Raw genomic sequence first — 26,190 nt, 5'->3', positions numbered from 1 at the left:
GAACGAGCGCTACGGCTCCCCCAACGCCGCCTGGGCCTTCTGGCAGGCCAACGGCTGGTACTAAGAGTCACCCACCGACTCCCAGCCGCGGCACCAGCACCACCCGCAGCACCCGTAGCACCCGCAAGGCCCCGCCCTCCCCACGGAGGGGCGGGGCCTGCCGCGTTTCCAGAACCCTCCGAACCCGGACGGTCTCAGAGCCGCTGGATGATCGTCCCCGTCGCCAGGGCCCCACCCGCGCACATGGTGATCAGCGCGAACTCCTTGTCCGAACGCTCCAGCTCGTGCAGCGCGGTCGTGATCAGGCGGGCCCCGGTCGCCCCCACCGGGTGGCCGAGGGCGATGGCGCCACCGTTGACGTTGACCTTCACGAGCCCGTCGAGGTCCCCCTCGAACTCCTGCGCCCAGCTCAGCACCACGGAGGCGAACGCCTCGTTGATCTCGACCAGGTCGATGTCCTTGAGTGACATCCCGGCCTTGCCGAGCACCGCGCGGGTCGCGTCGATCGGGCCGTCGAGGTGGAAGTGCGGGTCGGAGCCGACGAGGGCCTGGGCGACGATCCTGGCGCGCGGCTTGAGCCCGAGCGCGCGGGCCATCCGCTTGGACGACCACATCAGCGCGCACGCCCCGTCGGAGATCTGCGAGGAGTTCCCCGCGGTGTGGACGGCGGTCGGCATGACCGGCTTGAGCCGGCCGAGCGCCTCCATGCTCGTGTCGCGGAGCCCCTCGTCACGGTCGACGAGCCGCCACATGCCCTGCCCGGCGGCCTGCTCCTCCTCGGTCGTCGGGACCTGGACGGCGAAGGTCTCGCGCTTGAACCGCTCCTCGGACCAGGCGATCGCGGCCCGCTCCTGGGAGAGCAGCCCGAGGGAGTCGACCCGTTCGCGGGTCAGGCCGCGGCGCCGCGCGATGCGCTCGGCGGCCTCGAACTGGTTGGGCAGGTCGACGTTCCACTCGTCCGGCCAGGGCTTTCCGGGCCCGTGCTTGGAACCGGAGCCCAGCGGGACCCGCGACATGGCCTCCACTCCGCAGCTGATGCCGATGTCGATGACGCCCGAGGAGATCATGTTGGCGACCATGTGACTGGCCTGCTGCGAGGAACCGCACTGACAGTCGACGGTGGTGGCCGCGGTCTCGTACGGCAGCCCCATGGTGAGCCAGGCGTTGCGCGCGGGGTTCATGGACTGCTCGCCGGCGTGGGTGACCGTACCGCCGACGATCTGCTCGACGCAGTCGGCCTTGATGCCGGTCCGGCCGAGGAGTTCACGGTAGGTCTCGCCGAGGAGGTAGGCGGGATGAAGGTTGGCGAGCGCGCCTCCGCGCTTGCCGATGGGGGTGCGTACTGCTTCGACGATGACGGGTTCCGCGGCCATGAGCTCGTCCTCTCTCGCCCGGGCGGGTGTCCCGGCACTCCGCGACGGGGGCGGTACGGGGAACTAGTACGCGTTCTAGTTCTGAGTGAAGTCTTATGACTGCTACCGCCGGTACGCAAGGGTTGTGCACACGTTGACCACGCACCCGCACACACCCCGCGCACGCCCGTCCACGCGCCCCGAGCACGCGCTCCGGCTGCGCGCAACCGTTCCGACGACGGTTCCGGCAACAGTTCAGGCCACATCCCTTGCGACTTGTAGAACCCGTTACTACCTTGCGGTCCATCATCTGATGGACCGTCAGGAGTGTGTTGCCGATGCGCTGCCCTCACCTCCCCGAAGGGTTCGACGCCACCGACCCCGATCTGCTCCAGAGCCGCATACCCTTCCCGGAGTTCGCCCAACTGCGGCAGACCGCCCCCGTCTGGTGGTGCCCCCAGCCGCGCGGCATCACCGGCTTCGACGACGAGGGGTACTGGGCCGTCACCCGGCACGCGGACGTCAAGTACGTCTCCACGCACCCCGAGTTGTTCTCCTCCACCGAGAACACGGCCGTCATCCGCTTCAACGAGCACATCACCAAGGACCAGATCGAGGTCCAGAAGCTGATCATGCTCAACATGGACCCGCCCGAGCACACCCGGGTCCGCCAGATCGTGCAGCGCGGCTTCACACCCCGCGCGATCCGGAGCCTGGAGTCCGCCCTGCGCGCCCGCGCCCGCGCGATCGTCGAGGAGGCGAAACGGAACGCCGCCGCCGACGGCTCGTTCGACTTCGTCACCCAGGTCGCCGTCGAGCTGCCGCTCCAGGCGATCGCCGAACTCATCGGCGTACCGCAGGAGGACCGCGCCCGGATCTTCGACTGGTCCAACAAGATGGTCGCGTACGACGATCCCGAGTACGCCATCACGGAGGAGATCGGCGCCGAGGCCGCCATGGAACTCATCGGCTACTCGATGAACCTGGCCGCCGAACGCAAGGAGTGCCCGGCCAAGGACATCGTGACCCAGCTCGTCGCCGCCGAGGGCCAGGGCAACCTCTCCTCCGACGAGTTCGGCTTCTTCGTGCTGCTGCTCGCGGTGGCCGGGAACGAGACCACGCGCAACGCCATCAGCCACGGCATGCACGCCTTCCTCACCTACCCCGAGCAGTGGGAGCTCTACAAGCGGGAGCGGCCGGCGACCGCCGCCGAGGAGATCGTGCGCTGGGCGACCCCGGTGGTCTCCTTCCAGCGGACCGCCACGCAGGACACCGAGATCGGCGGCCAGAAGATCCGGCGGGGCGACCGCGTCGGGCTCTTCTACTCCTCCGCCAACCACGACCCCGAGGTCTTCGAGAACCCCGAGGTCTTCGACATCACGCGCGACCCGAACCCGCACCTCGGCTTCGGCGGCGGAGGCCCGCACTTCTGCCTCGGCAAGTCGCTCGCGATCAACGAGATCGAGCTGATCTTCAACGCGCTCGCGGACGAGCTGCCCGACCTGTCGCTCGCGGGCGAACCCCGGCGGCTGCGCGCGGCCTGGCTGAACGGGATCAAGGAGTTGCAGGTCCGGGCAGGCTCCTGACGGACCGGGAGGCGGGGGCCTTCCCCCCTACGCCGTGGCCCCCGCCGCCCGCCCTGCCGTCCGCCGTCCGCCGCCCCGCCCTGCTGTCCACCCTGCGTCGTTCGCCGTTCGGCGCCCCGTTCCGCCGTGCACCGTTCGCCGTCCGCGGCCGGAACCGGAGCCTCCCCCACCACGTCTGACCCGGCATGCGGGGGACACGAAGGACACACAGAATTCTGGCCATGATCGTCGCGCTGCTCGGGCTCCAGCTCGGCTCGCTGATCGCGCCGGCGTACGCGTGCGGCTGCGGGGCGATGATCCCGGACCGGAACCAGCGGATCGGCGTCGACCGGGAGACCTCGGCGGTGCGCTGGGACGGCCGTACGGAGCAGATCGTCATGCGCTTCACCGTGCGCGGCGACGCCGAGCGCGCCGCCTGGATCATGCCCGTGCCCGCCCGCGCGGACGTGACGCTCGGCGACCCGGACCTCTTCGACGCGCTGGAGGACCTCACCGGGCCCGAGTACCGCACGCGCCACTACTTCTGGCCGCGCAGCCGCGACTGGCCCTTCGACCTCAGCATCTCGGACGGCGCGTCGGCCGGGGCGCCCCTGCCGGGCGCGGCGGACGTCGGTGTCGTCGGGCGCGAGCGGCTCGGCCCCTTCGACGTGGCACGGCTGACGGCCACGGACCCGAAGGCGCTGAGCGGCTGGCTGGAGAAGAACGGCTTCGAGCTCTCCGACCGGCTGGCCGCCGAACTCACCCCGTACGTCGAGCGGAAGTGGGAGTACGTCGCCGTTCGCCTCGCCCCGGAGGAGCCGGCCGGCGCCTCGGGCACGACGTCCGTCGCCGCGCTGCACGGCGAGCTGACCCCGCTCCGGATCACCTTCGCCAGCACCGAACTCGTCTACCCCATGCGGCTCTCGCGGCTCGCCGCGAACCCGCAGTCCCTCGGTCTGTACGTGCTCGCCGACCACCGCATGGAACCGCGGGACGCCATCGGCGGCTCGCGCCCCGAGGTGACGTTCGCGGGCGGGATCGAGGGCACGGAGGACGCCTCGCTCGCCGCGCTCACCGGCGGCCGGCCGGTCTTCCTGACCGCCATCGACCAGGAGTTCCCCGAGCCGTCCCGGATCGACGGCGACCACGAACTGCGGGCGGTCGCCGACACCCCGTACCGGGAGGTCGTGTACACCGACCGGCTGCTCACCGTCGGCGACGGGATCCCGGTCTGGATCCTGACGGTCCTGGGCGTTCTGCTCACGTCCGCCGCGACGGTCGTGACGGTCCGCCGTACCCGGGAGCGGGCCCGCGCTGAGGTACGTTCGGCCGTATGACTCAGGATCAATGGTCCACTGTGGACCGCTACTTCACGGATCTGCTCGCCCCCGCCGACGAGGCGCTCGCCGCCGCGCTCGCCGACTCGACGGCCGCCGGCCTGCCGGAGATCGCCGTCGCCCCCAACCAGGGCAAGCTGCTCAGCCTGCTGGTCGCCGTGGCGGGCGCGCGCTCGGTCCTGGAGATCGGCACGCTCGGCGGCTACAGCACCATCTGGATGGCCCGTGCGCTGCCGGCGGACGGCCGGATGGTCTCCCTGGAGTACAACCCGGCCCACGCGGACGTGGCCCGCGCCAACATCGCCCGGGCCGGACTCGACAAGATCGTCGAGGTCCGGACGGGCGCGGCCCTGGACAGCCTGCCCCAGCTGGAGGCCGAGGGCGCGGGCCCGTTCGACTTCGTCTTCATCGACGCCGACAAGGTGAACAACCCGCACTACGTGGAGTGGGCCCTGCGCCTCTCCCGCCCCGGCACGGTCATCGTCGTCGACAACGTCGGGCGTGGCGGCGCGGTCGTGGACGCGGAGTCGACGGAACCGGCGATCACGGGCACCCGCGCGATGTTCGAACTGGTCTCCCGTGAACCCCGCCTGGACGCGACCGCGTTCCAGACGGTCGGCGTGAAGGGCTACGACGGGCTCCTGATGGCCCGGGTCGTGGCCTGACGGAACCGCCCCCGCTCCCGTGACGCGGCCCGTCCGGGCCGGTGCCCCTCCGGGCCGGTCATATCCTGCTGTGCATGAGCATCGTGAAGATCAATGAGTCTGTCAACGTACGCACATGAGTTGCCTACACGAAGAAGCCCCGGTCGCCCTCCACGGGGGAAGAGGGCAACCGGGGCGGTCGTTGGATCAGGCAGTGTGCTCCACGGTGGGGACGGGATGCTCCGGGGCGTCGAGCCAGGCGTAGTGCTTGCCGTCGGGGGTCACGGTGAGCCCGAATCGGTCGAACCCGGGCCGGCCCTGACTGCTCCACCAGTGGTACGCAGCCCGGACCTCGTCCCATAGATTCCGGGGCCCAGCCTGGTAGACCTCGAACTCCGCGGCGCCGGGCACGTAGTCGACTGTCGCCCACGACGTCACGTCCGTGTCGCGCAGCCACAGGGTGTACGAACCGTCCTCGTACTGCTCAGCCCACGGGAAGACGCCCGTGGTCTGGAGGCCGATCGCGAACATGGGCAGCCAGTCGCCCACGTCGTCCGGGGAGAGGCCCGTCGTGGACCGCTTGCCGTCCGCCGGCCAGGGCTTCCCGCCCATGTACTCCCGCACGTGCTTGCGCTGAGTCCGCTGCTGGCGCAGCCTCATGAACGCCGAAGAGCCCACGAACGGGCCGGACGCGGATCCGTCCTCCCGGACCGTCAGGCGGACAACACCCTCCCCGCCGTACTCCGTGGCGTACGGGGAGACGATGATTCCGCCGGGGCGTGTCTGGTCGACGATCGCGCGAGGGATCTCCCGCAGGGATGCGGTGATCAGCACACGGTCGTACGGCGCGGACGGCTTCCAGCCTTCGGCGCCGTCTCCCACGACGGCCGTCGGCGTGTAGCCGACCGTCCCGAGGCGTCTACGGGCTGCTGAGGCGTTCTGCGCGTCCACTTCGACCGTGACGACGTTTACGGAGCCGACGCGCTCGGACAGCAACGCGGCATTCCACCCGGTACCGGTGCCCACTTCCAGGACGCAGGAATCCGCCTCCACGTTCAGGGCATCGAGCATGGAGAACACCATGGAGGGCTGGGAGTTGGAGCAGGTGGGTACGCGTCCCTTGCCCGTCCCGGAGTGCTCGCCGTCGTCCCACTGAGTCGTCAGGGACACGTCCGAGTAGACCGCGCGGAACCACGCTTCGGGGTCAGTCTTGCGGTCAACTGCGTCCCCCTGCCCCGTGCCGTTCGACAGCCCAGGCCACGCCACGTCAGGGACGAACACCTCCCGCGGCACTGCCCGGTACGCGGGCAACCAATCTGAGGTCAGGCTCCCGTTCTCAAGGAGCCGGGCGGCCAGCCCTTCCGGACCAGCCGCCCTCACGTCGTGCTCGGTCACTTGTTGCCGCTTCCCTTACTGTCGCTGTGGCCGGAGTCCTGGCCCTCCGAGCCCCCGCCACCGTGCTTGTTGCCGGAGCTGGAGTCGTCCTCCCCGCCCTTGACCAACCACGGCTGTGCGTTGCTTCCGCGCTGCATCATCTGTGCTCCCCTTGTCAGTGCTCAGGTAGTCGAGGAATCAGTCCCCGGGCCGGCGTACTCGACTTGCACGGGCGGGGCGAGAAACCGACCTCACCGGACCCCGCCTCCGCCCGCTCTCAACACGCCGACGGTTTGACGAGGTCGCCGACGTGCGAGTCTTGCCCGCTCCCCCGGTCCGGGACGTGTCCTGCCGAGGAGGCCGTACCGGGAGAGCGGAGTCTTGGGTTAGCTGCCCTTCACGACGACAGCTACGTCCTGGAACGTTCGAGCGAAGATGCCGTGACCGGTCCTGCCCGTGTGGCTGATGCACTCCACGTCGACGGCCTTCACGTCCGGGTGCGCCTGCATTTCCCACGCGCAGTCAGGATTCAGGCACTGCGCGGAAACGCTCGGCTCACAGTCGGGGTGACGGGAGATCGTGTGCGGCGTAAGGCGGAGGATCGTCGTCACGGCGCCACCCGCTTGACGGGCGTTGTGAAGACTCGGATCCGAGCCAACTCCGCTTCCGTCGGCTCCCGGAGTTCCTCAGGAGGGACGGACCATTCCTTGCCACCGCCCGGGGGACGCAGGTACACGCTCCCCAAGTAGCGACCGGTGACCCGGCCCAGCTTTCCGCTGGCGTCCACCGCGTACTTCCGTGTGGCCGGTCTCAGCTCGTCCGCAGGCATCTCCCACCGTCCCCTCACGTCCCGACACAGGGATAGTGCGCCGCCTGAGAGGACGTAGGAACCACGTCCTACCCCCATTACGGGACGTCCCAGAGGGTGTAGAACGTCCCTAGCTACGTCTTTGCCGGAAGGGGACACTGGCCATGCAGAACGAGCGCTTGAGATTAGCCATGACGTCGGGCGGCTGGACACACGCTTCCCTGGCAAAGGCCACGGAGGTCGACCCAAAGAGCGTGGAACGCTGGGTCAACCTCGGTCGCGTGCCTCGTCGGTCGACGGCGCTCAAAGCCGCGGAGACATTGGGGGAAGATGTGCACGCACTCTGGCCGGCTCTACGTCAGGCGCGCGCTGCGCGGGCAATAAGCCCGGAACTCGTGGCGGTCTACGACCAGCGGGCCAATCTTCCAGTCTCCACGTTCGTGGATCTGATCGCTAGTGCACGTACGAAGGTCGACGTTCTCGTCTACGCCGCCGTCTTTCTTCACGAGGCGTACCCCCGGCTCAACGAGCTTCTCCGCGAGCGAGCTCGCGAGGGGTGCAGCATCCGCATCGCCATCGGGGATGCAGACAGTGAAAACGTGCGGGCACGCGGGGAGGAAGAGCGCTTCGGTCACGGCATTGAGTCACGGTGCAGGATCGCGCTCATGCACTACCGGCCGCTCCTGGACGTGGAGGGCGTCGAGCTACGCACCCACGGGACGACGCTGTACAACAGCATCTACCGTGTTGATGATCAAGCCCTCGTCAACGCCCACGTGTGGGGAGTCAACGCCTACGGCGCTCCGGTCTGGCATCTCCGGCGTTCCGGCCCTGGCGGCATGTTCGACACCTATGCAGAGAGCTTCGACGCCGTGTGGGCCACTGGACGGCCCGTGACAAGCTGAGGTCATGTCACGACGCGAGTACTACGACGACCCGAAGGCGCCGAAGCCCAACAGCATGGTCGTGGCGGCCTCCGCCGTAGTGACCGACGACGAGGGGCGCGTCCTCCTTCAGCGGCGTGCAGACAGCGGGCTGTGGGCTCTTCCGGGCGGCGGGATGGAGCTGGACGACAGCCTGCCCGGGGCGGCTGTCCGGGAGGTGAAGGAAGAGACGGGGCTCGACGTCGAAGTGACTGGCCTCGTCGGCACGTACACCGACCCGCGGCACATCATCGAGTACAGCGACGGCGAGGTACGGCGCCAGTTCAACGTGTGCTTCACAGCGCGTATAACAGGGGGAACACTCGCCATGTCCGACGAGTCCACGGAGCTGCGGTTCGTGGCTCCGGAGGACGTTCCTAATCTCCCCATGCACCACACTCAGCGCCTCCGGCTGCAGCACTACCAAGAGCGCCGGCCGACGCCGTATCTGGGCTGACTAGAGCAGCCCCAGCGTCGTCATCTGGCGCCGCCACAGCCGGCCGTGCCATGCGGTGCAGAACTTCCGCAGACGTCCCGGTCCCTCCTTCTGCTCGACGTCAGCACCGCAGTGCAGGCACGTCGTCGGCTGCCGCTTGATCGGCGTCGTGGTGTCCATGTCGTGGTTCCTCTCGTCAGAAATGGGAGCGGCCCGCGTCCATGTCGGATCGCGGGCCGCGAGGGGCTTGCGTCAGAGGGTGCGCCCTGTTTCGATCGCACGCGCCGTGTCGGCGTCGTACACGTTGATCTCGGTACGCACGATGTCGGTGATTTCGCGGTCACCCAGGTAGGTGCGGTTTTCCACAACGATGTTGGGAGTACCTCGTCCCGCGGACAGGCCGCTCAGGCTCGACGCCTGACGGACCATCTCCCGCGAGTCACGGTTGCTGTGGACCTGCGCAGGGTGCAGCCAGCGAACGAGCTCCGGGCCGTTCTCACCGACCCACGAAAGCTCCCCAAGCTGCGGGAAGCCTCCGCCTGCGTAGCCACCCGGGCGGTTGTACGCCGTCGGGAGCGAGCCGTAGCGGCCCATGGCGTAGCGCATCGAGGCGTACACGTTTGCCAGCGGGTTCGTACTGACGCCGTGGAGCTTCGGTCCGACGCCGCGCATGTGGCCGGCCCACGCGTCGAAGGTGGGCTTGATGACCTGCATCAGACCAACAGACGGCGTTCCGTTCTTCGCGTTGATGTCCCAGTTGTTGACGGCGTTGGGATTGCCGCCCGACTCCTGGTTCATCCGGCGAAGGGTCAGGTTCGCGTACGATGCCGGGTTGCCGGTCATCTGCAGCGCCTGCAGAACGACGTTCCGCCACCGCTCGACGCCCGTTCCACCTCCGCCACCATTGCCGCCCGTCAGGTACTGCATCGGGTCGACGGCGACGCCGTTGCGGCGTGCCTCCAGGTGAAGGTGTGGGCCCGTGACGTTGCCCGTTGCACCGACGCGGCCGATCGTCTCGCCCTGGCTGACGCTCTTGCCGACCGTCGTCAGGATGCTGGACATGTGGGCGTACAGCGACGAGAGGCCACCGCCGTGATTGATCATCACGTGGTTGCCGTAGGGGCCGCCGCCCTTCGCCATGCTGACGCGGCCGCCCGCCACGGCCCGGATCAGCGTCCCCACGGCTGCGGGGAAGTCCAGGCCGGTATGCCGGCCGGAGCTCCACATCGAGCCCCGCTTGCCGAACGGAGTTCCAGGGGCCGCGTCTACCGGCATGCCCCACATGCCTCCGCCACCGCTGGCGCCGTCACGCCCGAATCCGAGGAAGTCGAGTGCCTTGTCCTTCAGGCCGTCGATCATCTTCTTCGGCATCTTCGCCAGTTCGCGGGCCCACGGGTTCGTCAGGATCGACTTCATCTGATCCGTCATGATCTTCTTTGCGTCGCTGAAGACGTCGAGCGGGTTGCTGAAGAAGTCGGCCAGGTCGCTGCCCCTGTCCTTCAGCCATCCGACGATGCCGCCTTCGGCGTACCCGCCCTGGAACTGCGAGAGGCTCTGGCCGTTCATGGCAGCGCGGTTGACCGCGAAGAGCCGCGCGCGCTCGTAGGGATCGCGCATGGCTTCGGAGACGTAGACGCCTTCGCCGCGTCGCATCGGGACGAGTTGGTCGTCCCCCTGACGCCACGTCGACTGCCCCGGCAGGATGCCGCCTCGCGCGAAGCCGCGGAGATCCATGGGCTTGATCTCGTCAGCACCCGTGATCTTCGCGACCTTGTTCCACAGCGGCACGATGCCGTTGTTGTAGACCTTGTCGATGATGAACCGGACAGGTTTCTTGGCGATTTCCTGTACCTGGTCCCACGCCGTCTTGATGGCGCTCTTGCCGTCCTCGAACGACTTCGAGACGGCATCAACGCCCTTCATGATGTTGTCGAACGCTGGCTTGATGGCCTCGTCGTACAGCCACTTGGCCTTGTCACCGATGAAGCCGAAGATCGGGCTCAGGACGATGTCCCACAGCCACTTTCCGGCGGCAGCGAGTGCCTCGAACGTCTTCTTCATCTCGCCGAACGCAGGCTTGATGGCGTTCTCCCACAACCACATGGCCAGGTCGCCGATGCCCTGGAGTGCGGGCTGAAGCGCGTTCTCCCACAGCCACATCCCCAGCTCTCCAAGCCCCTGGAACACAGGGCGGAGAATCGTCTCCCACAGCCACAGCCCGATTTCACCCAGCGCCTTGAAGGCCAGGTAGGCAGGCAGGAGGAAGAACGTCACGAGGGCTGTGACCAGCCACTGTGCCGCTTCGCCGATGAAGCTGAACGTCGGCCCGAGGGCGTTCTCCCAGAGCCAGACGGCAATGTCACCGACCTTCTTGATGACCCACCAGATGCCTTCGAAGACGGGCTTGAGGATGTTGGTCCACAGGAAGGAGATCAGCGTCCCGATCGACTTCGCAACGAAGTCGACGGTGTTCCGGAACCAATCCCAGTTGTTGTAGGCGTAGATCACGGCTGCAACGAGGAGACCGACGATCAGGATGATTCCGCGGATGAGCGGGACGATTCCCGTCGCGGCGAGTGCGGCAGACCAGCCGAGGGTGGCCACCTGTGCGGCAAACACTGCGACGGTGTAGATCGACAATGCCGCGCCGAATGCGGCCATTCCGATGGTGATGGCTCGTTGCGCTGCCCAAACAGCCCACAACGCGATGACGAATTCCGGCATCTCCGTCGCCAGCCACTCAACGCCGTCGAGAACGGGAGCGATGGCGGCCATCAACGCTGTCGAGACTGGAGACAACGCCGTCGCAACGGCGAGCAGCGCACCCGCAACACCCTCAACGAGTCGCCCAACACGCGGCGCGACGTCGTTGACGTACTTCAGGAAGCGCTCGAATTCAGGGCTTCCCTTGAGCTTCGTCCCCCACAGCGCGAATCGCGCGGTGATTGAGTCGGAACGCTTGCCGATTCCGTCCATCTTCGGCAGGAAGGCGTCGATGATTCCCGCAACACCCTTGATGACGTTTCCAAAGGCCACACCGAAGCCGACTACCGCCGGCTCTACGTTCTCCTTAAGATCCGCTTTGAAGCTCGTCCAGAATGGCGTCTTGAACTCCGCGGATGCCTTGTCCATCAGCGTCTGAATCCCTGCTGCGGCACCGAGCACAAAGCCCGTCAGCCCCGGGAGGGACGCCTTCATCCCGTCAACGGCGCGGGTGAAGATCGGGAGTGTGGCCGGCTGGAGGCTCTTCTGCCAGTCGCTGAACGCGTTCTTCAGCCCCTTCGGGCCTGCGATCGACTCGAAGAGGTCTCGCTGCGCGGGACTCAGCTTGTCCATCGCGGCCTTGTACGCGTCGAGCTTGCTCGTGGTGCTCGTCGTCACCTTCGCCGACTGCAGCCGCGCGGAGGCTATCCCTCGCTCTGCGGACGCAATGGCGTCAGCCGCCTGGAGCGTCGCCGTCGCTACTGCCTTCTGCGCCTTGACGAGCGCAGCAGCCTGATCCTTTGTGTTCTGCTGCGCCTTGCCGAGACGTTCCTGAGCCTGGCGGACAACGTCGGAGCCGTTGACTCCCGCCTTCCGCTGCGCCTCAGCAGACTTCTGCAGCTCCTTGTAGTCCTGGAGCTGCTCGCGCGCGTGCTGGCGCGCCTGATCCACGGCGAGCTTCGCCTGGTCCATCTGCAGCCGAGTTGCCTTCGGGTCCTTCCGGACCTCCTGAAGTCGCTGCTCCGCCTCCTGGACCCGGAGGGTTGCCTCCCGCTGGTCCAACGCGCCGTTCGTCAGCTGGTCGTTCAGGTCGCGAAGCTGCTGTGCAGCCGTCTTCCTCGCCGACGTCAGGTCTTCCTGTGCCTGGCGCTCTGCGCGCTGGGCGTCCGCGAGGGACCGCTCCGCGCGGTTCACACCGTCGCTGGCGTTGGCGATTGCTGCGGACGCCTGGCGGTGTGCCGAGGCGAGTTGCTGCTGAGCGGCTGCCATCTGAGTTGCACGCTGCTGCGACTGCACGCGCGCGTTGGCGTCAGCTGCGGCAGCTGCGTTTGACGCGCGAGTGCTGTCCTCCTGCGCCGCCGTCTGCGCCTTCAGTGCCTCGCCCACGCCCTTCACGGCGGGAATCGACGCAAGCGCGAAGGCTCCCATACCTGCGCCGGCCGCTGACGCCATGGAGACGACGCTCCCCAGACCAGCCGCAATGACTGGGCCGACGGGAATCGCCGTCAGGGCGATCATCTGAAGCCCAAGGGAGCGCAGTGCGGCACTCGCTCCGGCCGTGTCAACGTCGACCCTCACCTCAGGGTCGGAGGCGTCCACAGCGGCAATCTCGGCTCTGATCTCCGCCAGTGCGGCGCGCGCTGCGGCTGTGTCAGCGCGTACCGCCACATTCGGGTGGGAAGCACCCAGACGGAGGAGCTCAGCCTCGATACGCCGGATCTCCGCCTCGGCCGCTCCGGCGTCCACGTCGATACCGATGCGCTTGTTGGAGAGCGTTTCCATGCGAGCGCGGAGGCGGGCAAGCTCCGCATCAACGCCGTTGTCTGACAGCCGGACGTCGAGTCGCGGCATGGCGCGGAATGCGGCTTCGAGCTTGGCTTTCAAGGAGCGTGCAAACGCCCCTCCCGTGTCGGATCCTTGCCTGGTTGCGGAGCGTTGCGCAGCGTTGCCTCCCTGCGTGATCGCGTTGGGGATGGCAACGACGATGTGGCGACTGATGGCGTCGCCCAACCGCTCTCCCGCCTCGCGCCCAACGCGGTCCGCGACAGGGAGAACCATCGCTTTCAGGCGTGGGTGGAACGTTGGCGCTACGGGAACGACGTCGACGCCAGCACTACCGACGATGTCCAGGTCTGCCATCACTCACCGCCCAGAAGTGGGCCGATGTCGGATGGGTCCTGGCGCAGGTCTAGCAGTCGACGGAGGCCGGCAAGCCCTTCCAGGGCTGCCGCTGTCTCGGACGTCGACGGAGCGTCCGCGAGAGCACGCTCCAACCAAGTGAAATCGGCGCACGCATCGGAACAGTGCACGGCGGGCAGCGCGCTGCCGTCGATCAGGACCAGTATGGGCAGGAAGTCACAACCGTCGCGCGGGCACCGGTCGCTGAGGGCTGTCGTCATTGCTCCTCCAGGGGCATGGGAAAGGCCCGTAGCGGGCGCTACGGGCCTTGTGGGGTGGTGTGCGGTGTCGGGTGTCAGTCCGCCAGCGTGAGCCCTTTTACGGGCTCTCCCGGACGTCGGCGCGCGTCAAGCGCGGCACTCAGGCGCATGAGCTCCGCGGCCTCCGCCCCGTCGTTCGCTGCGACGGCATGGCGGGCTCGAATGCACCACGTCGTGCACTCGGCGCTGCACTCGCGCCGGAGCCGACCGACCTGCTTCCCGCGAGTCTGCCGACTGCGCGGGAAGCGGCATCCGGAACGTCGGCAGTTCGTGTAGAGCGGCTCAGGGCTCAAAGCTCCTCCAAGTTGGAAGGTAAAGGCAAGGCAAATCGGTAACGACTAAACGCGCTCTGACCTGCGCGTTGTCACACTTCGGGGATGATCTTTCGCCTGTCGCTTGATCGTCCCCGGAGCTCGGTCCACCGTGTCCGCCGCAGGAGCGGCGGTGTAGAGGCCGCTTCAAACGCCCCTGAGGGGCGCTTGAAGCGCCTCGGGTGTCGACCTCTAACCGGTTGCCGGACCGCGTGGACTAGCACCTCTCCGGGCCGGACGATTTCCCGGCCGGGGATCACCCCCTGGTATCGATGCAGGTCAGAGGCTTGCGACGTCAGCCCAGCGTCGGGCGTCCTGACGGGCCGCAGACGCTGATGATGGACGAGCCGGCGTCAGCGGCGTGTGCCTGGCGGGCGTCGAGCCAGCGGCGCCAAGCCCTGACGGCTTCTGGCGCGCTCAGTCCGGAGCGCTCTACGGCGCCGCGCTCGTCGGCACTCAGCCAGTCCCACACGACGCACGGTGCGCGTAGCTCCGCGGGGCACGCATAGCGCCCGCTCTCATCCTGCGGCGTGCGCTGCGAGAGCCTGGCCAACTGAGCCCGTCTGCGCGCGCTCACGCTGCTCCACCCGGCAGGGCGTGCAGTTCGCCCGTGGCGGTGTCCACGCTCTCTATCACCCAGCCCAGCGTCTTCAGACCTGCGGGACTGAGCCCAAGGTGGTCAGCCAGGTGACGCGCTTCCTGAGCCAGGCCAGCAGTCACGCGGCCCGTCAGGGAGTCGCACACCACCCTGACGTAGAGAGCCACGATCGGCGCGTAACTGTCGTTCCACTGCGTCGCCTGCGGGCTCTCCCACAGGTCGGCCCACATCTCCCGCTCCGCCTCTGTCCACGTGCGCCCTGTCGGCATGTCGGGAACGGGTAGGTCGCAGCCAGCGAGGGGAAGCACGATCGGGCCTGTCGCCAGTGACCGTGCCTGCCCCCGGTGGGCTCGACTGTGAATGCGGGTGGGGTCGCGTCGGGGTCCGGGGGCAACCATCGTCTTCGGTACCTCTCTGCTAGTAGCGCCAGACGGGCGGCGCAGGGTCGCCCGGGGTCGCGTTGGGTTCTGGCGCGTCGGGGATCGGCGCACTGAAGTCAACGTGCGCGACGCGGGAGTGCGGGTAGACGTCGGAGCGCTTCGCCTCCGGGATCCGCGTCTCAATCGGGGACATGTCGCGAACGGGGCCGGCGTCGTTGAACATGACGGGTGCTGGCGTGGAGGCTTCCACCTCGTCCGCTAGGTCGTCGTACCCCTCTGGGACGTAGGCGGTGCCCAACTGGGCAAGCCACACCACATAGTTGACGGTGTAGCGCTGATGACGCATCGCCTGAAGGGCAAACTCCGGAACATCGTCCGGCCGGTAACCGCGAGTCTCGCCGTGCCCCGCTCGCTTCCAGCTCTGAAGCTTCGCGCGTCGGGGATCGTCGCCGGCGCGCTGGTGCCGACGGAGTGGCGGAAGATGGACCGCCCACTGAGCCTCGCGGATGTTGGCCACGTCCACAGTGAGGCTCTGGAGGCGGCTCCAGGCGCTCAGGGCGTCGCCCCCGGCCCGGATAGCCTCCTCCGCCGTGGCCACGCCCACGAGGCTCTCAGCGGCGCTCCTGGCATCGCTCAGGACGTCGCTCAGACGTCGCCCAAGGTGCGCCAGAGCGTCACCCGCGAGCGCCTCCCGCGTGTCCGCGGCGAGCTCCCTCGTGTAGTCGACGGCAGCCTTCAACGCCAGGCGCTCCGCCTCCCACGCGAGCGCCTCCGTGTACGCGGATGCGACGCGCGTGCCGACGTCGGCCGGCCACTTGCCGGTAGCTGCGAACCCGTGGACCACTTCGTCGACGACACGCGCTCGCGCACGGTCAGGCTCTTCGCCTGCCGGGTGCCTGGCAAGGAGCTTCGTCGCGGCCTCGTGGGCGTCCTCCGTGCGCTTGATCTCTGGGACTTCGGCCAGAGCTGCCGTCAGCTCGGGATTCTCGGCTGTCATGTTGTCCTCTCGGGGATACACGAAAGCCCCCGCCGGTCGGCAGGGGCTCAGGAAGGGGTCTGTACGGGCGCCTCAGCGGCGTTCCACTGGGGCGAGTCGCGGAACATCTGGGCGCGCTCGATACGCGCCTGACGCTTGCGTTCCAGAACGTCAGCCGACGTGCGGGCGTACCTCTCGCGCTCGATGGCTGCGCGGCACTCCCGGCACCGGGCCGAGAGTCCCTGACGCCCCATGGCATCGCGGCTGAAGAAACGGATGTCCCGCGGAAGCAGGCGCCCGCACAACGTGCATGGGCGGTCACCTGAGTACAGGGTGGGCACGTCGGCCATGGTGATCCTGTTCTGTCGTCCTCGCCTTCCTGGCGAATGAAGGGCAAAAAGAGAAGCGCCGCCCGACGGGCAGCGCCTGAAGTTCGGAGCCTCCCGACGGAGCACGTCGACGGAGCGCGGAGGAGAGTGCGCGCTCAACGAAGGCTGCTCAACATCGGGAGGCCATGCGCCAAGCCCGCGAGAGGAGGACGGGCGGCGCAGCAAGTGAGGAGGGCCGGACGCCGCGCCAGTCGCCGGCTCCGGCCCTCCTATGTTGGTTATGTGGGGCGTGTGACGCGAAACCAGGAGTTTTGCGCCTCTGAGCCCAAGACTGTTACAAAGTAGGCCGTTCGTCTCGAAGTATGAGATACGGCTCGTGTTGCGTCGCCTGTCGTCGCCATCGTCCGCCCCACCCGCGAGTGCCAAACCTGCGACGAACCATCGAACTGGACGGCACTTTCAGGAAGCCCTAAGGAGGTCTATAGGGTTTTCTGAAACTCTCTCTAATTTGACCCCAAGAGAAGAGAGAGAGGGCTAGAAGGGCCACCTGACCTGTGGAAATACCCTGACCAAACCGCTGCACAGTTTGACACTCGCGGCGGCCAGTTTGCCTAGCCAGTAATGGGCACAGCCCCCATGACTCCTTACCTGACGTCGAACGCCCCCGGGGCGGCGGACGAGACGACGACGGCCCGCCCCCACCGAAGCGGGAAGCGGGCCGGTCGACGGTGGGAAGCTACGCGCTCACACGCGCCTGACGTCGCGCCTCGTCACGGGCGCCGTCGAGGCAGGGGGTGCACAGGTCCGACGGCCAGAAGACCCCTTCGATGAAGGTCGGCGGCTCGTCCTCGTCGTCCGCGCCGCACCACCGGCACGACGCTGCGATGTCGAACGCCTCCAGCTCGCGGGCGTTCATGACGCACATGTCCGCCTGAGTGGCCTCCACCCACAGGACGACGGACGAGACACTGTCCAGGACGGAGAGCTCGTCGTAGACGACGGCCTCGAAGTCCATGACGACGTACTCGCGGCCCATGGCGACAACGGCCGGCATCTGGAGCCGGTCGGCGACCTCATGCGCCAGGGCCGTCACGATGGCCAGTCCGTCAGGGGTGGTGGTGTCGCCGACGACGAGGACGCGGGGCGTGGTGTGGGTGTCGTACATTGGTGTCTCCTCTGTTGAGGACACAGCCCCGGGTCTTCCGCCAAGTTGATGCCGGGGCTGTGCCTTGTTCGCCGCGCGCTCGCACGGCGCTGTACGTCTGGCAGTGCGTCTATCGGTCAGTGATGTTCGGGGCTTCAGCCCAGCGAATCAACACGCGGTCGCGTGTGTTGGCGTGACGACCACGGCCAACTGATTTGGCAATGCGTACCGTGTCCACGAAGAACGCTAGGAAGCTCCTTCGGTCCTCCAGAGACATCGAAGCCCACGGAGTTCCTGGGCCGATCGGGTCCCCTTCCACGCCCGTCCAGTCCGAGGGAATAGCAACGCTCGTCGAGACGCTCGCAGTCAGCTCGTCGATTCGCGCCAGGACCCTGTCCTCATGAGCGCGAAGGCGCGCATTCGCCTCGCGGAATCTCCGGGTGCCGGTTTCTCCGTCGTAGTCACCGGCCTCGCGGTCGTCGTAGAGCGTGGCGCGCGCCGCTCTCACGTGCTCCAGCTCAGCGCGTGCCGCCGACACTTCGGCATCTCGCTCCGCGGTCTCTTGCTGCATGGCGAACCGACGAGCGGCCTCAGCGAGCCATTCCAACTCGTCGGGCTGCGACGGGTCCAGCGCCGTGAGGCGGGACCACACGCGCCGGCTGACCTCGTCGTCCGCCTGCTCCATGTTGATCGTGAGGCCACCGTGTCCTGAAACGCTTCCGGACGCTCGGTTGCATTTGTAGTAGCGCACGCCTCCGCGCAAGTCAGCCACCATCACCGACTCGCACACGTCGCACAGCAGAAACCCGTGGCCCGCGAGCAAAGTCGCAACTCGACGCCCTGAGCGCGTGACTACCTTGGTCCTACCGTCTAGGACGTCCTGGAGAGCCCACCACTCGTCAGGGCTGATGATCGGCTCGTGAGACACGATGGGTGCACCTGTGTCATCACGGAGGATCACACGCTTACCCACCTTGCCCGCGACTCGGATCCCCTGCGCGTCCTTCGTCGGCGCTACTCGTCCCTCCCATACCGCAGCGAACCCAGCGAGCCGGGGATCCCGGAGCACGCGAACGACCGTCGATCCCGTCCAGGCAGCGCGAGAGGAGGTGGAGTGCCCGTGAGCACGTCGGGCCGCAATTCGCTTCAGACCCTTGTCCCCTAGCCCTTCACTCTTCGTGGGGACCCTGAGGGCGTTCAGCTCGCGAGCAAGCGCGTTGCTCGTCTTCCCCTCCCGGATCGCCTTGACCATGGCCCGGACGTGTTCAGCCTCCACAGGGTGCGGAACGAGCTTGACGATCGTGAGCTCTCCACGCTGCTCACGTGTCGACGTGAAACCGAACGGCGGGATGCCGGACACGTGGCTCCCGGCGGCGCGCAGCGTTTCCTTGGTTGCGGAGATGTACGCGGACTTCATGTCTGACTCTTGCTGCGCCAGCGCAGCAATCAGACCGAAGATGGCGACCCCCATCGGTGTCGACGTGTCGAGGTAGGGCTCCTCCACCGAGACGAGACGGACGCCGTGCTTCTGCAACTCGTCGTTGATAAGCATGGCGTCGAGCGCGCCCTGACGCGTCAGCCGCGAGAGGGAGAAGACGATGACCGCGTCCACCTCCCCGCCACGAACTGCGCTCATCAGTTCTTCGAACGCTGGACGGGCCGTGTTCGGGTCCCATCCGGACTTACCCACGTCAGAGAAGTGGCCAGCGACGTCCCAGCCCTTAGCTGTGATCAGCGCTTCGCACTTCGTCCGCTGGGCCTGCGGTGACGACTGGGAGTCGTCCTCCCGCTGCTTCGACTGCCTGATATAGGAGACTGCTCGCACGTGGTCCAGGTTAGGGACCCATCCGGGGCCCCGTTTGGTGAGAGGTGTCATGTGCCTAGTGTCGTAAAAATCAATGTGCTGACCGTCCCGGCCGAGCAGCGTGAGGTCCTCGAGCAGCGGTTCGCCTCGCGCGCGGGCGCGGTGGAGGGCTCCGACGGCTTCGAGTGGTTCGAGCTGCTCCGCCCCCTGGAGGGGACCGACCAGTACCTGGTGTACACCCGCTGGCGCAGCGAGGAGGACTTCCAGAACTGGATGAGCGGTTCGATGAAGGCCGCGCACGGGGGCGGCGGCGCCGAGGGTTCGGCGGGTGGGCCGGCGAGCGGGGCCGCGGGCGGTGAGCGCCCCAAGCCGGCGGCGACCGGGTCGACCCTCTGGTCGTTCGAGGTCGTTCAGCAGGCCTCCCCGAAGTGAGCGGCTGGTCGTTCTCGCCCGAGGACGTCCACACCGTCGAGGCCACGGCCCTGCGCCGCGCCTACTACGACGACGTGGCGAGCCGCTACTGGCAGCGGCCCGCCACCGAGGCGGAGGTCGACGAGGGCCTCGCGGGCGACGGCGTGGAGCTGCTGACGCCGCCCACGGGCCAGTTCCTCGTGGGCCGGTACGGGGGCGAGCCCGCCGCGTGCGGCGGCGTGCTGCTCCTCGACGCCGAACGCGCCGAGCTGACCCGGGTGTTCCTGCGCCACGCGTTCCGCGGTACGGGCGGCGCGGGGACCCTCCTCGACCGCCTCGAGGACGCGGCGCGTGACCTGGGGGCGCGGCGGATGGTCCTCAACACCCGGCTCGACCTGGTCGAGGCGCGCGCCCTGTACAGCCGGCACGGGTACGGGGAGATCCCGGCGTACTGCGAGGGGCCGTACATGGACATCTGGTACGGCAAGGAGCTGTAGGCACGCGCGCCGTAAGGCTCACGCGTGGTGGTCGCGGGGCGGTTCCGGTGTGTGGGGCCGCTCCGCGTCCGAGCCGCACAGCTCGGCCGTCAGCTCCTCCACCAACCGCACCAGGTCCGTGGGCCGGTCCGGGCCCCACCAGTCGCCGAGCAGTTCGGCGAGCGACTCCTCGCGCGCCTTCGCCAGTCGGGTCGCGGTCGCGACCCCCTCCTCCGTGAGGATCAGCTGCAGCCCCTCCCTGCGCGCCAGATGGCGCTCCTCGACCTGCCGGGCCGCCTCCGTGATGGCCCGCAGCGGTACGGGCGTGGTCTCGGCGAGCCGGGCCGGTTCCACGGTGCCGTGGCGACGGATCCGCAGCACCAGCCAACTCGCGGCCGGCAGCAGGTCGAGCCCCGCCCGCGCGGTGATCTTCTCGTAGATCGCCTTGCGGCCCTCGCGCGAGCCGAGGACGGACAGGGCCCGCGCGCACTCGTCGTACGAGGAGCGCTCCACGGGGTTGGAGGCCAGGGTCTGGCTGGTGTCGGGCGCGGTGACCGAGCCGCGCAGCTTGTCCTCCTTGAGGAACCAGGCGACGACGAAGCCGATGAGGACGACCGGCGCGGCGTAGAGGAAGACGTCGGTGATGGAGGTCGCGTAGGCGTGCACGACCGGCTGCTGCAGATCGGGCGGGAGCGCGGAGATACCGCGCGGGTCGGCGGCGATCTGCTCGGGTCCTGTCCCGGGCGGGAGTGACTGACCGGCGAGGACGTCGTCGAGTTTGGTGCGGAGCCGGTTGGTGAAGATCGTGCCGAAGACGGCGACGCCGAAGGAGGCTCCGATGGACCGGAAGAAGGTCGCGCCGGAGGTGGCGACGCCCAGGTCCTCGTACGCGACGGCGTTCTGCACGACGAGGACGAGGACCTGCATGACGAGGCCGAGACCGGCGCCGAAGACGAAGAAGTAGGCGCTCATCTCCCAGGTGGAGCTGGTCTCCGTCAGCTCGTTGAGCAGCAGCAGACCGAGAGCCGTGATGCCGGTGCCGGCGATCGGGAAGACCTTCCACCGCCCGGTGCGCGAGACGATCTGGCCGGAGGCGGTGGAGGTGATGAGCATGCCGAGGACCATGGGCAGCATGTGCACACCGGACGCGGTCGGGGTGACGCCCTGGACGACCTGGAGGAAGGTCGGCAGATAGGTCATCGCGCCGAACATCGCGAAGCCCACGATGAAGCTGATGACCGAGACGAGGCTGAACGTCCGGATCCGGAAGAGCTTCAGCGGCAGCACGGGCTCGGCCGCGCGCCCCTCCACGTACACGAACCACACCAGGAGCACGGCTCCGAGCACGGCGAGCCCGATGATCTGCGGGGAGCCCCAGTCCCAGGTCGTGCCGCCGAGGGAGGCCACGAGGACCAGGCAGGTGGCGACCGAGGCGATGAGGAACGTACCGAGGTAGTCGATGCGGTGCCGGGTGCCGCGCACCGGGATGTGCAGGACGGCGGCGATCACGAAGAGGGCGACGACGCCGATGGGCAGGTTGATGTAGAAGACCCAGCGCCAGGAGAGGTGTTCGGTGAACAGCCCGCCGAGCAGCGGCCCGAGGACGCTGGTGGCACCGAAGACGGCACCGAAGAGCCCCTGGTACTTTCCGCGTTCCCGGGGTGAGACGAGGTCGCCGACGATCGCCATGGACAGCACCATGAGCCCGCCGCCGCCGAGGCCCTGGAGAGCGCGGAAGCCGATGAGCTGCGGCATGTTCTGCGCGATGCCACAGAGCGCGGAGCCGATGAGGAAGATGACGATCGCGGCCTGGAAGAGCTTCTTGCGGCCGTACTGGTCGCCGAGCTTGCCCCAGAGCGGGGTCGCCGCGGTCGACGCGAGCATGTAGGCGGTGACCACCCAGGAGAGGTGCTCCATGCCGCCGAGCTCGCTGACGATCGTCGGGAGGGCGGTGGAGACGATGGTCTGGTCGAGCGCGGCGAGCAGCATGCCGAGCAGCAGGGCCCCGATCGCCACCATCACCGAGCGATGGCCCCCGGCCTCCCCCGGCACCGGGCCCCCGCCACCGCCGAGGTCCGCCGCGCGTTCGTCCTGGGCCATGGCATCTCCTCGCTTCGGTCCCGCTCCGTCCCTCTCCATTCCTCACCATCCTGAGCGGAATGTCCGGTTACGGCCTGCGGAGCAGCACAGCTGTTCGCGTCGTTCGAGCGAGCGGGCTGCATAATCGCTGCCAGTTGAACTGGGGAGGGGACCCACCATGACCGGACACCCATGTCCTGAATGCGGTGGACAGAGACCGGGCTGCGCCTGCTACCAGGCGGAGGTCGCGGCGGCGGAGGACTTCGATCCGCTGCGCATCCGTCCGTACGTGACCCTGGACGCCACCGGTGAGCCGGACACGGCACCGGACGGGCCGGGGGACGAGGGCGGCACGCCCGGGGACGGGCCGGGGAGCGAGCCTGGCACGCCCGGGGACGCGCCGGGGAGCGAGGCCGGCACGCCCGGGGACGCGCGGGTGACCGCGCCGCCGACGGCGGTACCCGCACCGGTGCCGGCGGCGGGGCCGGCGGCGGAGCAGGACCCGACGGCGACCATGCCCCTGCTCCTGCCGGGCATCACCGACGCCCCGAAGGGCGCGGAGCCGGTCCACCAGGAGGGCTCGTTCACCCCGGAGCAGCACGGGGCGGCTCAGCACGCCGCGGGGCCGTACTCCCCGGGTCCGTACACCCCAGAGCCGTACGCCGCCGAGCCGTACGCCGCCGCGTCGCACTCCGCCGAGCCGTACACCCAGGCGCCGTACGCCGCCGAGCCGTACGAAATGGACCTGCTCGACACGGACCCGTACGACGACGAGGAGGTCTACGAGCCCGAGCGCCCGGCCACCCGGCGGCGCGGCGCGCTCGTGGCGCTGGCGGCGGCGGTCGCGGTCGCCGTGGTCGCCACGGCGGCGGTCGCGACGGGGCTGCTCGGCGACGACGGAACGGACGACCGGGCGGCCGTGCCCACCCCCACGACGAGCGCTTCGGAGAACGTCGTCGTGTCGGAGGCCCCGTCCTCCCCCTCGTCCTCACCCCCGCCGTCCCCGACGGCCTCGGCCTCGGCCTCGCGCTCGGCGTCCCCCTCCGCCTCGCCGTCCGCCTCCACCAGGCCGCCGCGGGCCACCACCACGGGCCCGACCACCACGCCGACGGCCACCCGGACGACATCGACGCCCACCCCGACCCGTACGCCCACCGAGGACGCACCGGGCCCGACCCTGCGCTACGGGGACACGGGCCCCGAGGTCGAGGAACTGCAGCGGCGGCTCACGCAGGTGTACGCCTACGACGGCAACATCGACGGCAGGTACTCCCGGCAGGTGCGGCGCGCGGTGGAGTGGTTCCAGTCGTACCAGTACATCGAGGAGGACGAGGAGGGCGTGTACGGCCCGGAGACGCGGCGCGCGCTGGAGGCGCAGACGACGGGCTGAGGCCGGTACGACGGTTTGAGGCCGCCGGGAGACGGACTCGGTCCCGCGATGCGGGACGGATTGGCGGAGAGGGCCCCTCGTTTTGTATCGTCAAGGAACAAAGTGGCCCCGCCCGCACCCCCTGACCGGCGGGCGGGACCGCTCTGCTCTCCTCCCACCCCTCTGGAGAACCCCTGATGCCCGCGCTCACGACCAAGGCCCTCCTCCTCGACATGGACGGCACCCTCGTCAACTCGGACGCCGTCGTCGAGCGCTGCTGGCGGCGCTGGGCGGAGCGGCACGGGCTTGACCCGGACGAGGCGCTCAAGGTCGTCCACGGCCGCCAGGGGTACGCCACGATGGCCGTCCTCCTGCCGGACCGCCCCATGGAGCAGAACTACGCGGACAACCGGGTGATGCTCGCCGAGGAGACCGCGGACCTGGACGGCGTGGTGCCCGTCCCCGGCACCCCGGACTTCATGGCCGCCATCGAGGACCTCCCGCACGCCCTCGTGACCTCGGCGGACGAGGCCCTCGCCCAGGCCCGGATGGGCGCGGCGGGGCTGCGGATGCCGGTGACCCGGGTGACCGCGGAGCGCGTCGGCGCGAGCAAGCCTGACCCGGAGGGCTTCCTCAAGGGCGCGGCGGAACTGGGCTTCGACCCGGCGGACTGCGTGGTCTTCGAGGACTCCGAGGCCGGCATCCAGGCGGGCCGGGCGGCGGGTATGCGCGTGGTGGGCGTGGGCGCGAGGGCGGCGGCCTTCGCCCCGGACGTCCATGTCATGGACCTCACGGAGATCACGGTCGAGGCCACCGAGGAAGGCATCCGCCTGACGTTCGCGGAGTAGGCGGGGCGGGACAGGCGCCGTAGGCGGGCGGGCGCAGCAGGCGAGGCGCAGGCGCGGTAGACAGGGCGAGGCAGCAGGCGGGACAGGCGCCCTAGGCGCAGTACCCCCACACGGTCACCGACCACCCGGCCCGGCCCCGGACCCCGACCCCGACCCGGCCCCCGCACCCGAACCGGACCCCGGACCCACCCCCGCACCGCCCTCCCGCTCCCGCACGAAGGCCCCCCGGGCCACCAGCTCCAGTACCACCGCGACGGCCACGGCCTGCACCACCATCAGGGCCACCAGCACGAACAGCTGCACCGCGCCCGCCTCCCACGGCGAGGCCCCGCCGAGCAGCATCCCCACGAACGCGCCCGGCAGTGTCACGAGACCCACCGTCCGGGTCTGGTCGAGCCCCGGCAGCAGCGCGTCCGACGCGGACTTCCGCGCCACTTCGAGGCGCGCCTCCCGTTCGGGCAGTCCCAGCGCGAGCCCCGCCTCCACCTCTCCCCACCGCGTGTCCAGCTCGTCCAGCGCGCGACGCCCGCCCAGGACGGTCGCGGTCAGGGCGCCACCGATGAGGATGCCGGTGACCGGAATGAGCGCCACGCCCCGTACCGGCACGAGCCCGGTGACCAGCAGCACCCCGACGACCGGCCAGACACCCGCCGCGATCGGCACCGCGGCCCACCACCTGCCGCGCCCGGCGCCGGGGACGACGCGGCGCCCCGCGGTCCAGACGGCGACCCCGTACATCACCACCAGGAAACACAGGAGCAGCGGCAGATACCGCATGACCCAGCCGATCACGAGCGATACGACGATCAGCTGAACGGCCGCCCGCCCGCCGGCGACCAGGGAGTCGCGGGCGCGGCCGAGTTGGGCGAACGCGACGACGCCCGCGGCCACGAGCAGCAGAACGGCGAGAACCACCGCAAAGGTGACGTTCACTTCCAGAAGCACACGCCAACCCTAGGGCCAGAAAACGGAACTGTCGTTCCGTCACACCCCTTGATGTGACGTGCCCATGTCGCCACCCTGTTACCTGGCGCACCCCCCACCGAAACCTGGCGCCGCCACGATGACCGGGCGCCGGGCACCCGCCCGCGCAGGCACCGGCCGACAACGCACCCCCCACGTCCACGACCCACCCCACCCCACCCCCACCTTCCAGGGAGTTCGCATGCCCGCCGCCATCGCACCGAGCACCCCCACCGCCTCCGTCTACGCGCGTCGAATAGCCCGCCGCGCAACGGTTCTGGCCGCCACCGCCGCCCTCTCCGTCACCGGCCTCCTCACCACCGCGCCGACCGCCCAGGCGGCCATGCCCACGCCTGTGAGCGCGGCCACCGCCCGTACGTACCTCGCCTCGCTCACGGTCAAGGCGGAAGGTTCCTCCTCCGGCTACAGCCGGGACCTCTTCCCGCACTGGATCACCCAGTCCGGCGCCTGCAACACCCGCGAGGTCGTCCTCAAGCGCGACGGCTCGGGCGTCGTCCAGGACTCCAGCTGCGCGGCCGTCAGCGGCAGTTGGTTCTCCGAGTACGACGGCGCGACCTGGACGGTCGCCTCCGACCTCGACATCGACCACATGGTGCCGCTCGCCGAGGCCTGGCGCTCGGGCGCCAACTCCTGGACCACCTCGAAGCGCCAGCAGTTCGCGAACGACCTGACCCGCCCGCAGCTCATCGCGGTCACGGACAACGTCAACCAGTCCAAGGGCGACCAGGACCCGGCCGAGTGGCTGCCCTCGCGCACCTCGTACCGCTGCACGTACGTCCGCGCGTGGGTGCACACGAAGTACTACTGGGGCCTGAGCGTCGACTCCGCCGAGAAGAGCGCCCTCCAGTCCGTCCTGAACGGCTGCTGAACAGCAGTCGAGACGGCTGCCGGGATCGCTTCC

At 68.9% G+C, this 26,190-nt stretch carries 23 protein-coding genes; 10 read left to right on the top strand and 13 right to left on the bottom strand.

Features of this window, described 5'->3' with window-relative positions:
• Nucleotides 1-194: 194 nt before the first annotated feature.
• Entirely contained in the window at nt 195-1,373 is a 1,179-nt protein-coding gene (locus AB0E14_RS25695) for a steroid 3-ketoacyl-CoA thiolase (protein WP_362422544.1), read from the bottom strand.
• A 317-nt stretch (nt 1,374-1,690) separates the two neighbouring features.
• On the opposite strand from AB0E14_RS25695, the gene AB0E14_RS25690 reads away from it, so the two are divergent.
• From AB0E14_RS25690 to AB0E14_RS25680, 3 genes are all read left to right on the top strand, one after another.
• Nucleotides 1,691-2,938, top strand: a complete 1,248-nt coding sequence (locus AB0E14_RS25690) for a cytochrome P450 (RefSeq protein ID WP_362422542.1) — start codon at nt 1,691-1,693, stop codon at nt 2,936-2,938.
• A gap of 221 nt (nt 2,939-3,159) precedes the next feature.
• On the top strand, nt 3,160-4,254 hold the full coding sequence (locus tag AB0E14_RS25685) for a DUF2330 domain-containing protein (protein WP_362422540.1): 1,095 nt from the start codon (nt 3,160-3,162) through the stop codon (nt 4,252-4,254).
• Nucleotides 4,251-4,919, top strand: a complete 669-nt coding sequence (locus AB0E14_RS25680) for an O-methyltransferase (protein ID WP_362422538.1) — start codon at nt 4,251-4,253, stop codon at nt 4,917-4,919. The genes AB0E14_RS25685 and AB0E14_RS25680 overlap by 4 nt, the downstream gene beginning before the upstream one ends.
• A gap of 186 nt (nt 4,920-5,105) precedes the next feature.
• On the opposite strand, the gene AB0E14_RS25675 is transcribed toward AB0E14_RS25680, so the two are convergent.
• From AB0E14_RS25675 to AB0E14_RS25665, 3 genes are all read right to left on the bottom strand, one after another.
• The gene (locus tag AB0E14_RS25675; RefSeq protein ID WP_362422535.1) at nt 5,106-6,068 is read right to left on the bottom strand and encodes a methyltransferase domain-containing protein; all 963 of its coding nucleotides are present in this window, start codon (nt 6,066-6,068) and stop codon (nt 5,106-5,108) included.
• 221 nt (nt 6,069-6,289) lie between these two features.
• Nucleotides 6,290-6,433, bottom strand: coding sequence for a hypothetical protein (locus AB0E14_RS25670; RefSeq protein ID WP_362422532.1), 144 nt, complete (start codon nt 6,431-6,433; stop codon nt 6,290-6,292).
• 225 nt (nt 6,434-6,658) lie between these two features.
• Nucleotides 6,659-6,781 (bottom strand): hypothetical protein, encoded by a 123-nt coding sequence (locus tag AB0E14_RS25665; RefSeq protein ID WP_362422529.1) that lies wholly within the window; start codon nt 6,779-6,781, stop codon nt 6,659-6,661.
• A gap of 463 nt (nt 6,782-7,244) precedes the next feature.
• On the opposite strand from AB0E14_RS25665, the gene AB0E14_RS25660 reads away from it, so the two are divergent.
• The gene (locus tag AB0E14_RS25660) at nt 7,245-7,985 is read left to right on the top strand and encodes an XRE family transcriptional regulator (protein WP_362422526.1); all 741 of its coding nucleotides are present in this window, start codon (nt 7,245-7,247) and stop codon (nt 7,983-7,985) included.
• A 4-nt stretch (nt 7,986-7,989) separates the two neighbouring features.
• The gene (locus tag AB0E14_RS25655) at nt 7,990-8,460 is read left to right on the top strand and encodes an NUDIX domain-containing protein (RefSeq protein WP_362422523.1); all 471 of its coding nucleotides are present in this window, start codon (nt 7,990-7,992) and stop codon (nt 8,458-8,460) included.
• On the opposite strand, the gene AB0E14_RS25650 is transcribed toward AB0E14_RS25655, so the two are convergent.
• From AB0E14_RS25650 to AB0E14_RS25620, 7 genes are all read right to left on the bottom strand, one after another.
• Nucleotides 8,461-8,619 carry a hypothetical protein gene (locus tag AB0E14_RS25650; protein WP_362422520.1) on the bottom strand — a complete coding sequence of 53 codons (159 nt, stop codon included), beginning with the start codon at nt 8,617-8,619 and terminating at the stop codon, nt 8,461-8,463.
• Between the two features lie 72 nt (nt 8,620-8,691).
• A complete protein-coding gene (locus AB0E14_RS25645) occupies nt 8,692-13,281 on the bottom strand; it encodes a peptidoglycan DD-metalloendopeptidase family protein (RefSeq protein WP_362422517.1) in 4,590 nt (1,529 codons plus the stop codon).
• Nucleotides 13,281-13,541: a hypothetical protein gene (locus AB0E14_RS25640; RefSeq protein WP_362422513.1), complete on the bottom strand. Its 261-nt coding sequence runs from the start codon at nt 13,539-13,541 to the stop codon at nt 13,281-13,283. Before AB0E14_RS25640 ends, AB0E14_RS25645 begins: the two co-directional genes overlap by 1 nt.
• A gap of 923 nt (nt 13,542-14,464) precedes the next feature.
• Entirely contained in the window at nt 14,465-14,719 is a 255-nt protein-coding gene (locus AB0E14_RS25635) for a hypothetical protein (RefSeq protein ID WP_362422510.1), read from the bottom strand.
• Nucleotides 14,720-14,906: 187 nt separating this feature from the next.
• Nucleotides 14,907-15,866 carry a hypothetical protein gene (locus AB0E14_RS25630; protein WP_362422507.1) on the bottom strand — a complete coding sequence of 320 codons (960 nt, stop codon included), beginning with the start codon at nt 15,864-15,866 and terminating at the stop codon, nt 14,907-14,909.
• A gap of 1,044 nt (nt 15,867-16,910) precedes the next feature.
• On the bottom strand, nt 16,911-17,339 hold the full coding sequence (locus AB0E14_RS25625; RefSeq protein WP_362422504.1) for a hypothetical protein: 429 nt from the start codon (nt 17,337-17,339) through the stop codon (nt 16,911-16,913).
• Between the two features lie 109 nt (nt 17,340-17,448).
• Nucleotides 17,449-19,143, bottom strand: a complete 1,695-nt coding sequence (locus tag AB0E14_RS25620; protein ID WP_362422501.1) for a recombinase family protein — start codon at nt 19,141-19,143, stop codon at nt 17,449-17,451.
• 51 nt (nt 19,144-19,194) lie between these two features.
• Between AB0E14_RS25620 and AB0E14_RS25615 the strand changes: the two genes are divergently transcribed.
• Both AB0E14_RS25615 and AB0E14_RS25610 read left to right on the top strand, forming a co-directional pair.
• Nucleotides 19,195-19,554, top strand: coding sequence for an antibiotic biosynthesis monooxygenase (locus tag AB0E14_RS25615; protein ID WP_362422498.1), 360 nt, complete (start codon nt 19,195-19,197; stop codon nt 19,552-19,554).
• On the top strand, nt 19,551-20,030 hold the full coding sequence (locus AB0E14_RS25610; RefSeq protein WP_362422495.1) for a GNAT family N-acetyltransferase: 480 nt from the start codon (nt 19,551-19,553) through the stop codon (nt 20,028-20,030). Before AB0E14_RS25615 ends, AB0E14_RS25610 begins: the two co-directional genes overlap by 4 nt.
• Nucleotides 20,031-20,048: 18 nt before the next feature.
• Here AB0E14_RS25610 and AB0E14_RS25605 read toward each other — a convergent pair whose 3' ends face one another.
• A complete protein-coding gene (locus AB0E14_RS25605; RefSeq protein ID WP_362422567.1) occupies nt 20,049-22,028 on the bottom strand; it encodes an MFS transporter in 1,980 nt (659 codons plus the stop codon).
• A 238-nt stretch (nt 22,029-22,266) separates the two neighbouring features.
• On the opposite strand from AB0E14_RS25605, the gene AB0E14_RS25600 reads away from it, so the two are divergent.
• A complete protein-coding gene (locus AB0E14_RS25600; RefSeq protein WP_362422492.1) occupies nt 22,267-23,478 on the top strand; it encodes a peptidoglycan-binding domain-containing protein in 1,212 nt (403 codons plus the stop codon).
• Nucleotides 23,479-23,654: 176 nt separating this feature from the next.
• Nucleotides 23,655-24,305 (top strand): HAD-IA family hydrolase, encoded by a 651-nt coding sequence (locus AB0E14_RS25595; RefSeq protein WP_362422489.1) that lies wholly within the window; start codon nt 23,655-23,657, stop codon nt 24,303-24,305.
• Between the two features lie 114 nt (nt 24,306-24,419).
• On the opposite strand, the gene AB0E14_RS25590 is transcribed toward AB0E14_RS25595, so the two are convergent.
• The gene (locus tag AB0E14_RS25590) at nt 24,420-25,250 is read right to left on the bottom strand and encodes an ABC transporter permease (protein WP_362422486.1); all 831 of its coding nucleotides are present in this window, start codon (nt 25,248-25,250) and stop codon (nt 24,420-24,422) included.
• Nucleotides 25,251-25,470: 220 nt separating this feature from the next.
• On the opposite strand from AB0E14_RS25590, the gene AB0E14_RS25585 reads away from it, so the two are divergent.
• Nucleotides 25,471-26,157, top strand: a complete 687-nt coding sequence (locus AB0E14_RS25585) for an HNH endonuclease family protein (protein WP_362422483.1) — start codon at nt 25,471-25,473, stop codon at nt 26,155-26,157.
• Nucleotides 26,158-26,190 lie beyond the last annotated feature (33 nt).

It is taken from the genome of Streptomyces sp. NPDC047981 (assembly GCF_040653315.1).
Lineage (GTDB): Bacteria > Actinomycetota > Actinomycetes > Streptomycetales > Streptomycetaceae > Streptomyces.
Note: the sequence above shows the minus strand (reverse complement) of the source record. Positions and strands in the feature narration are given on the sequence as shown.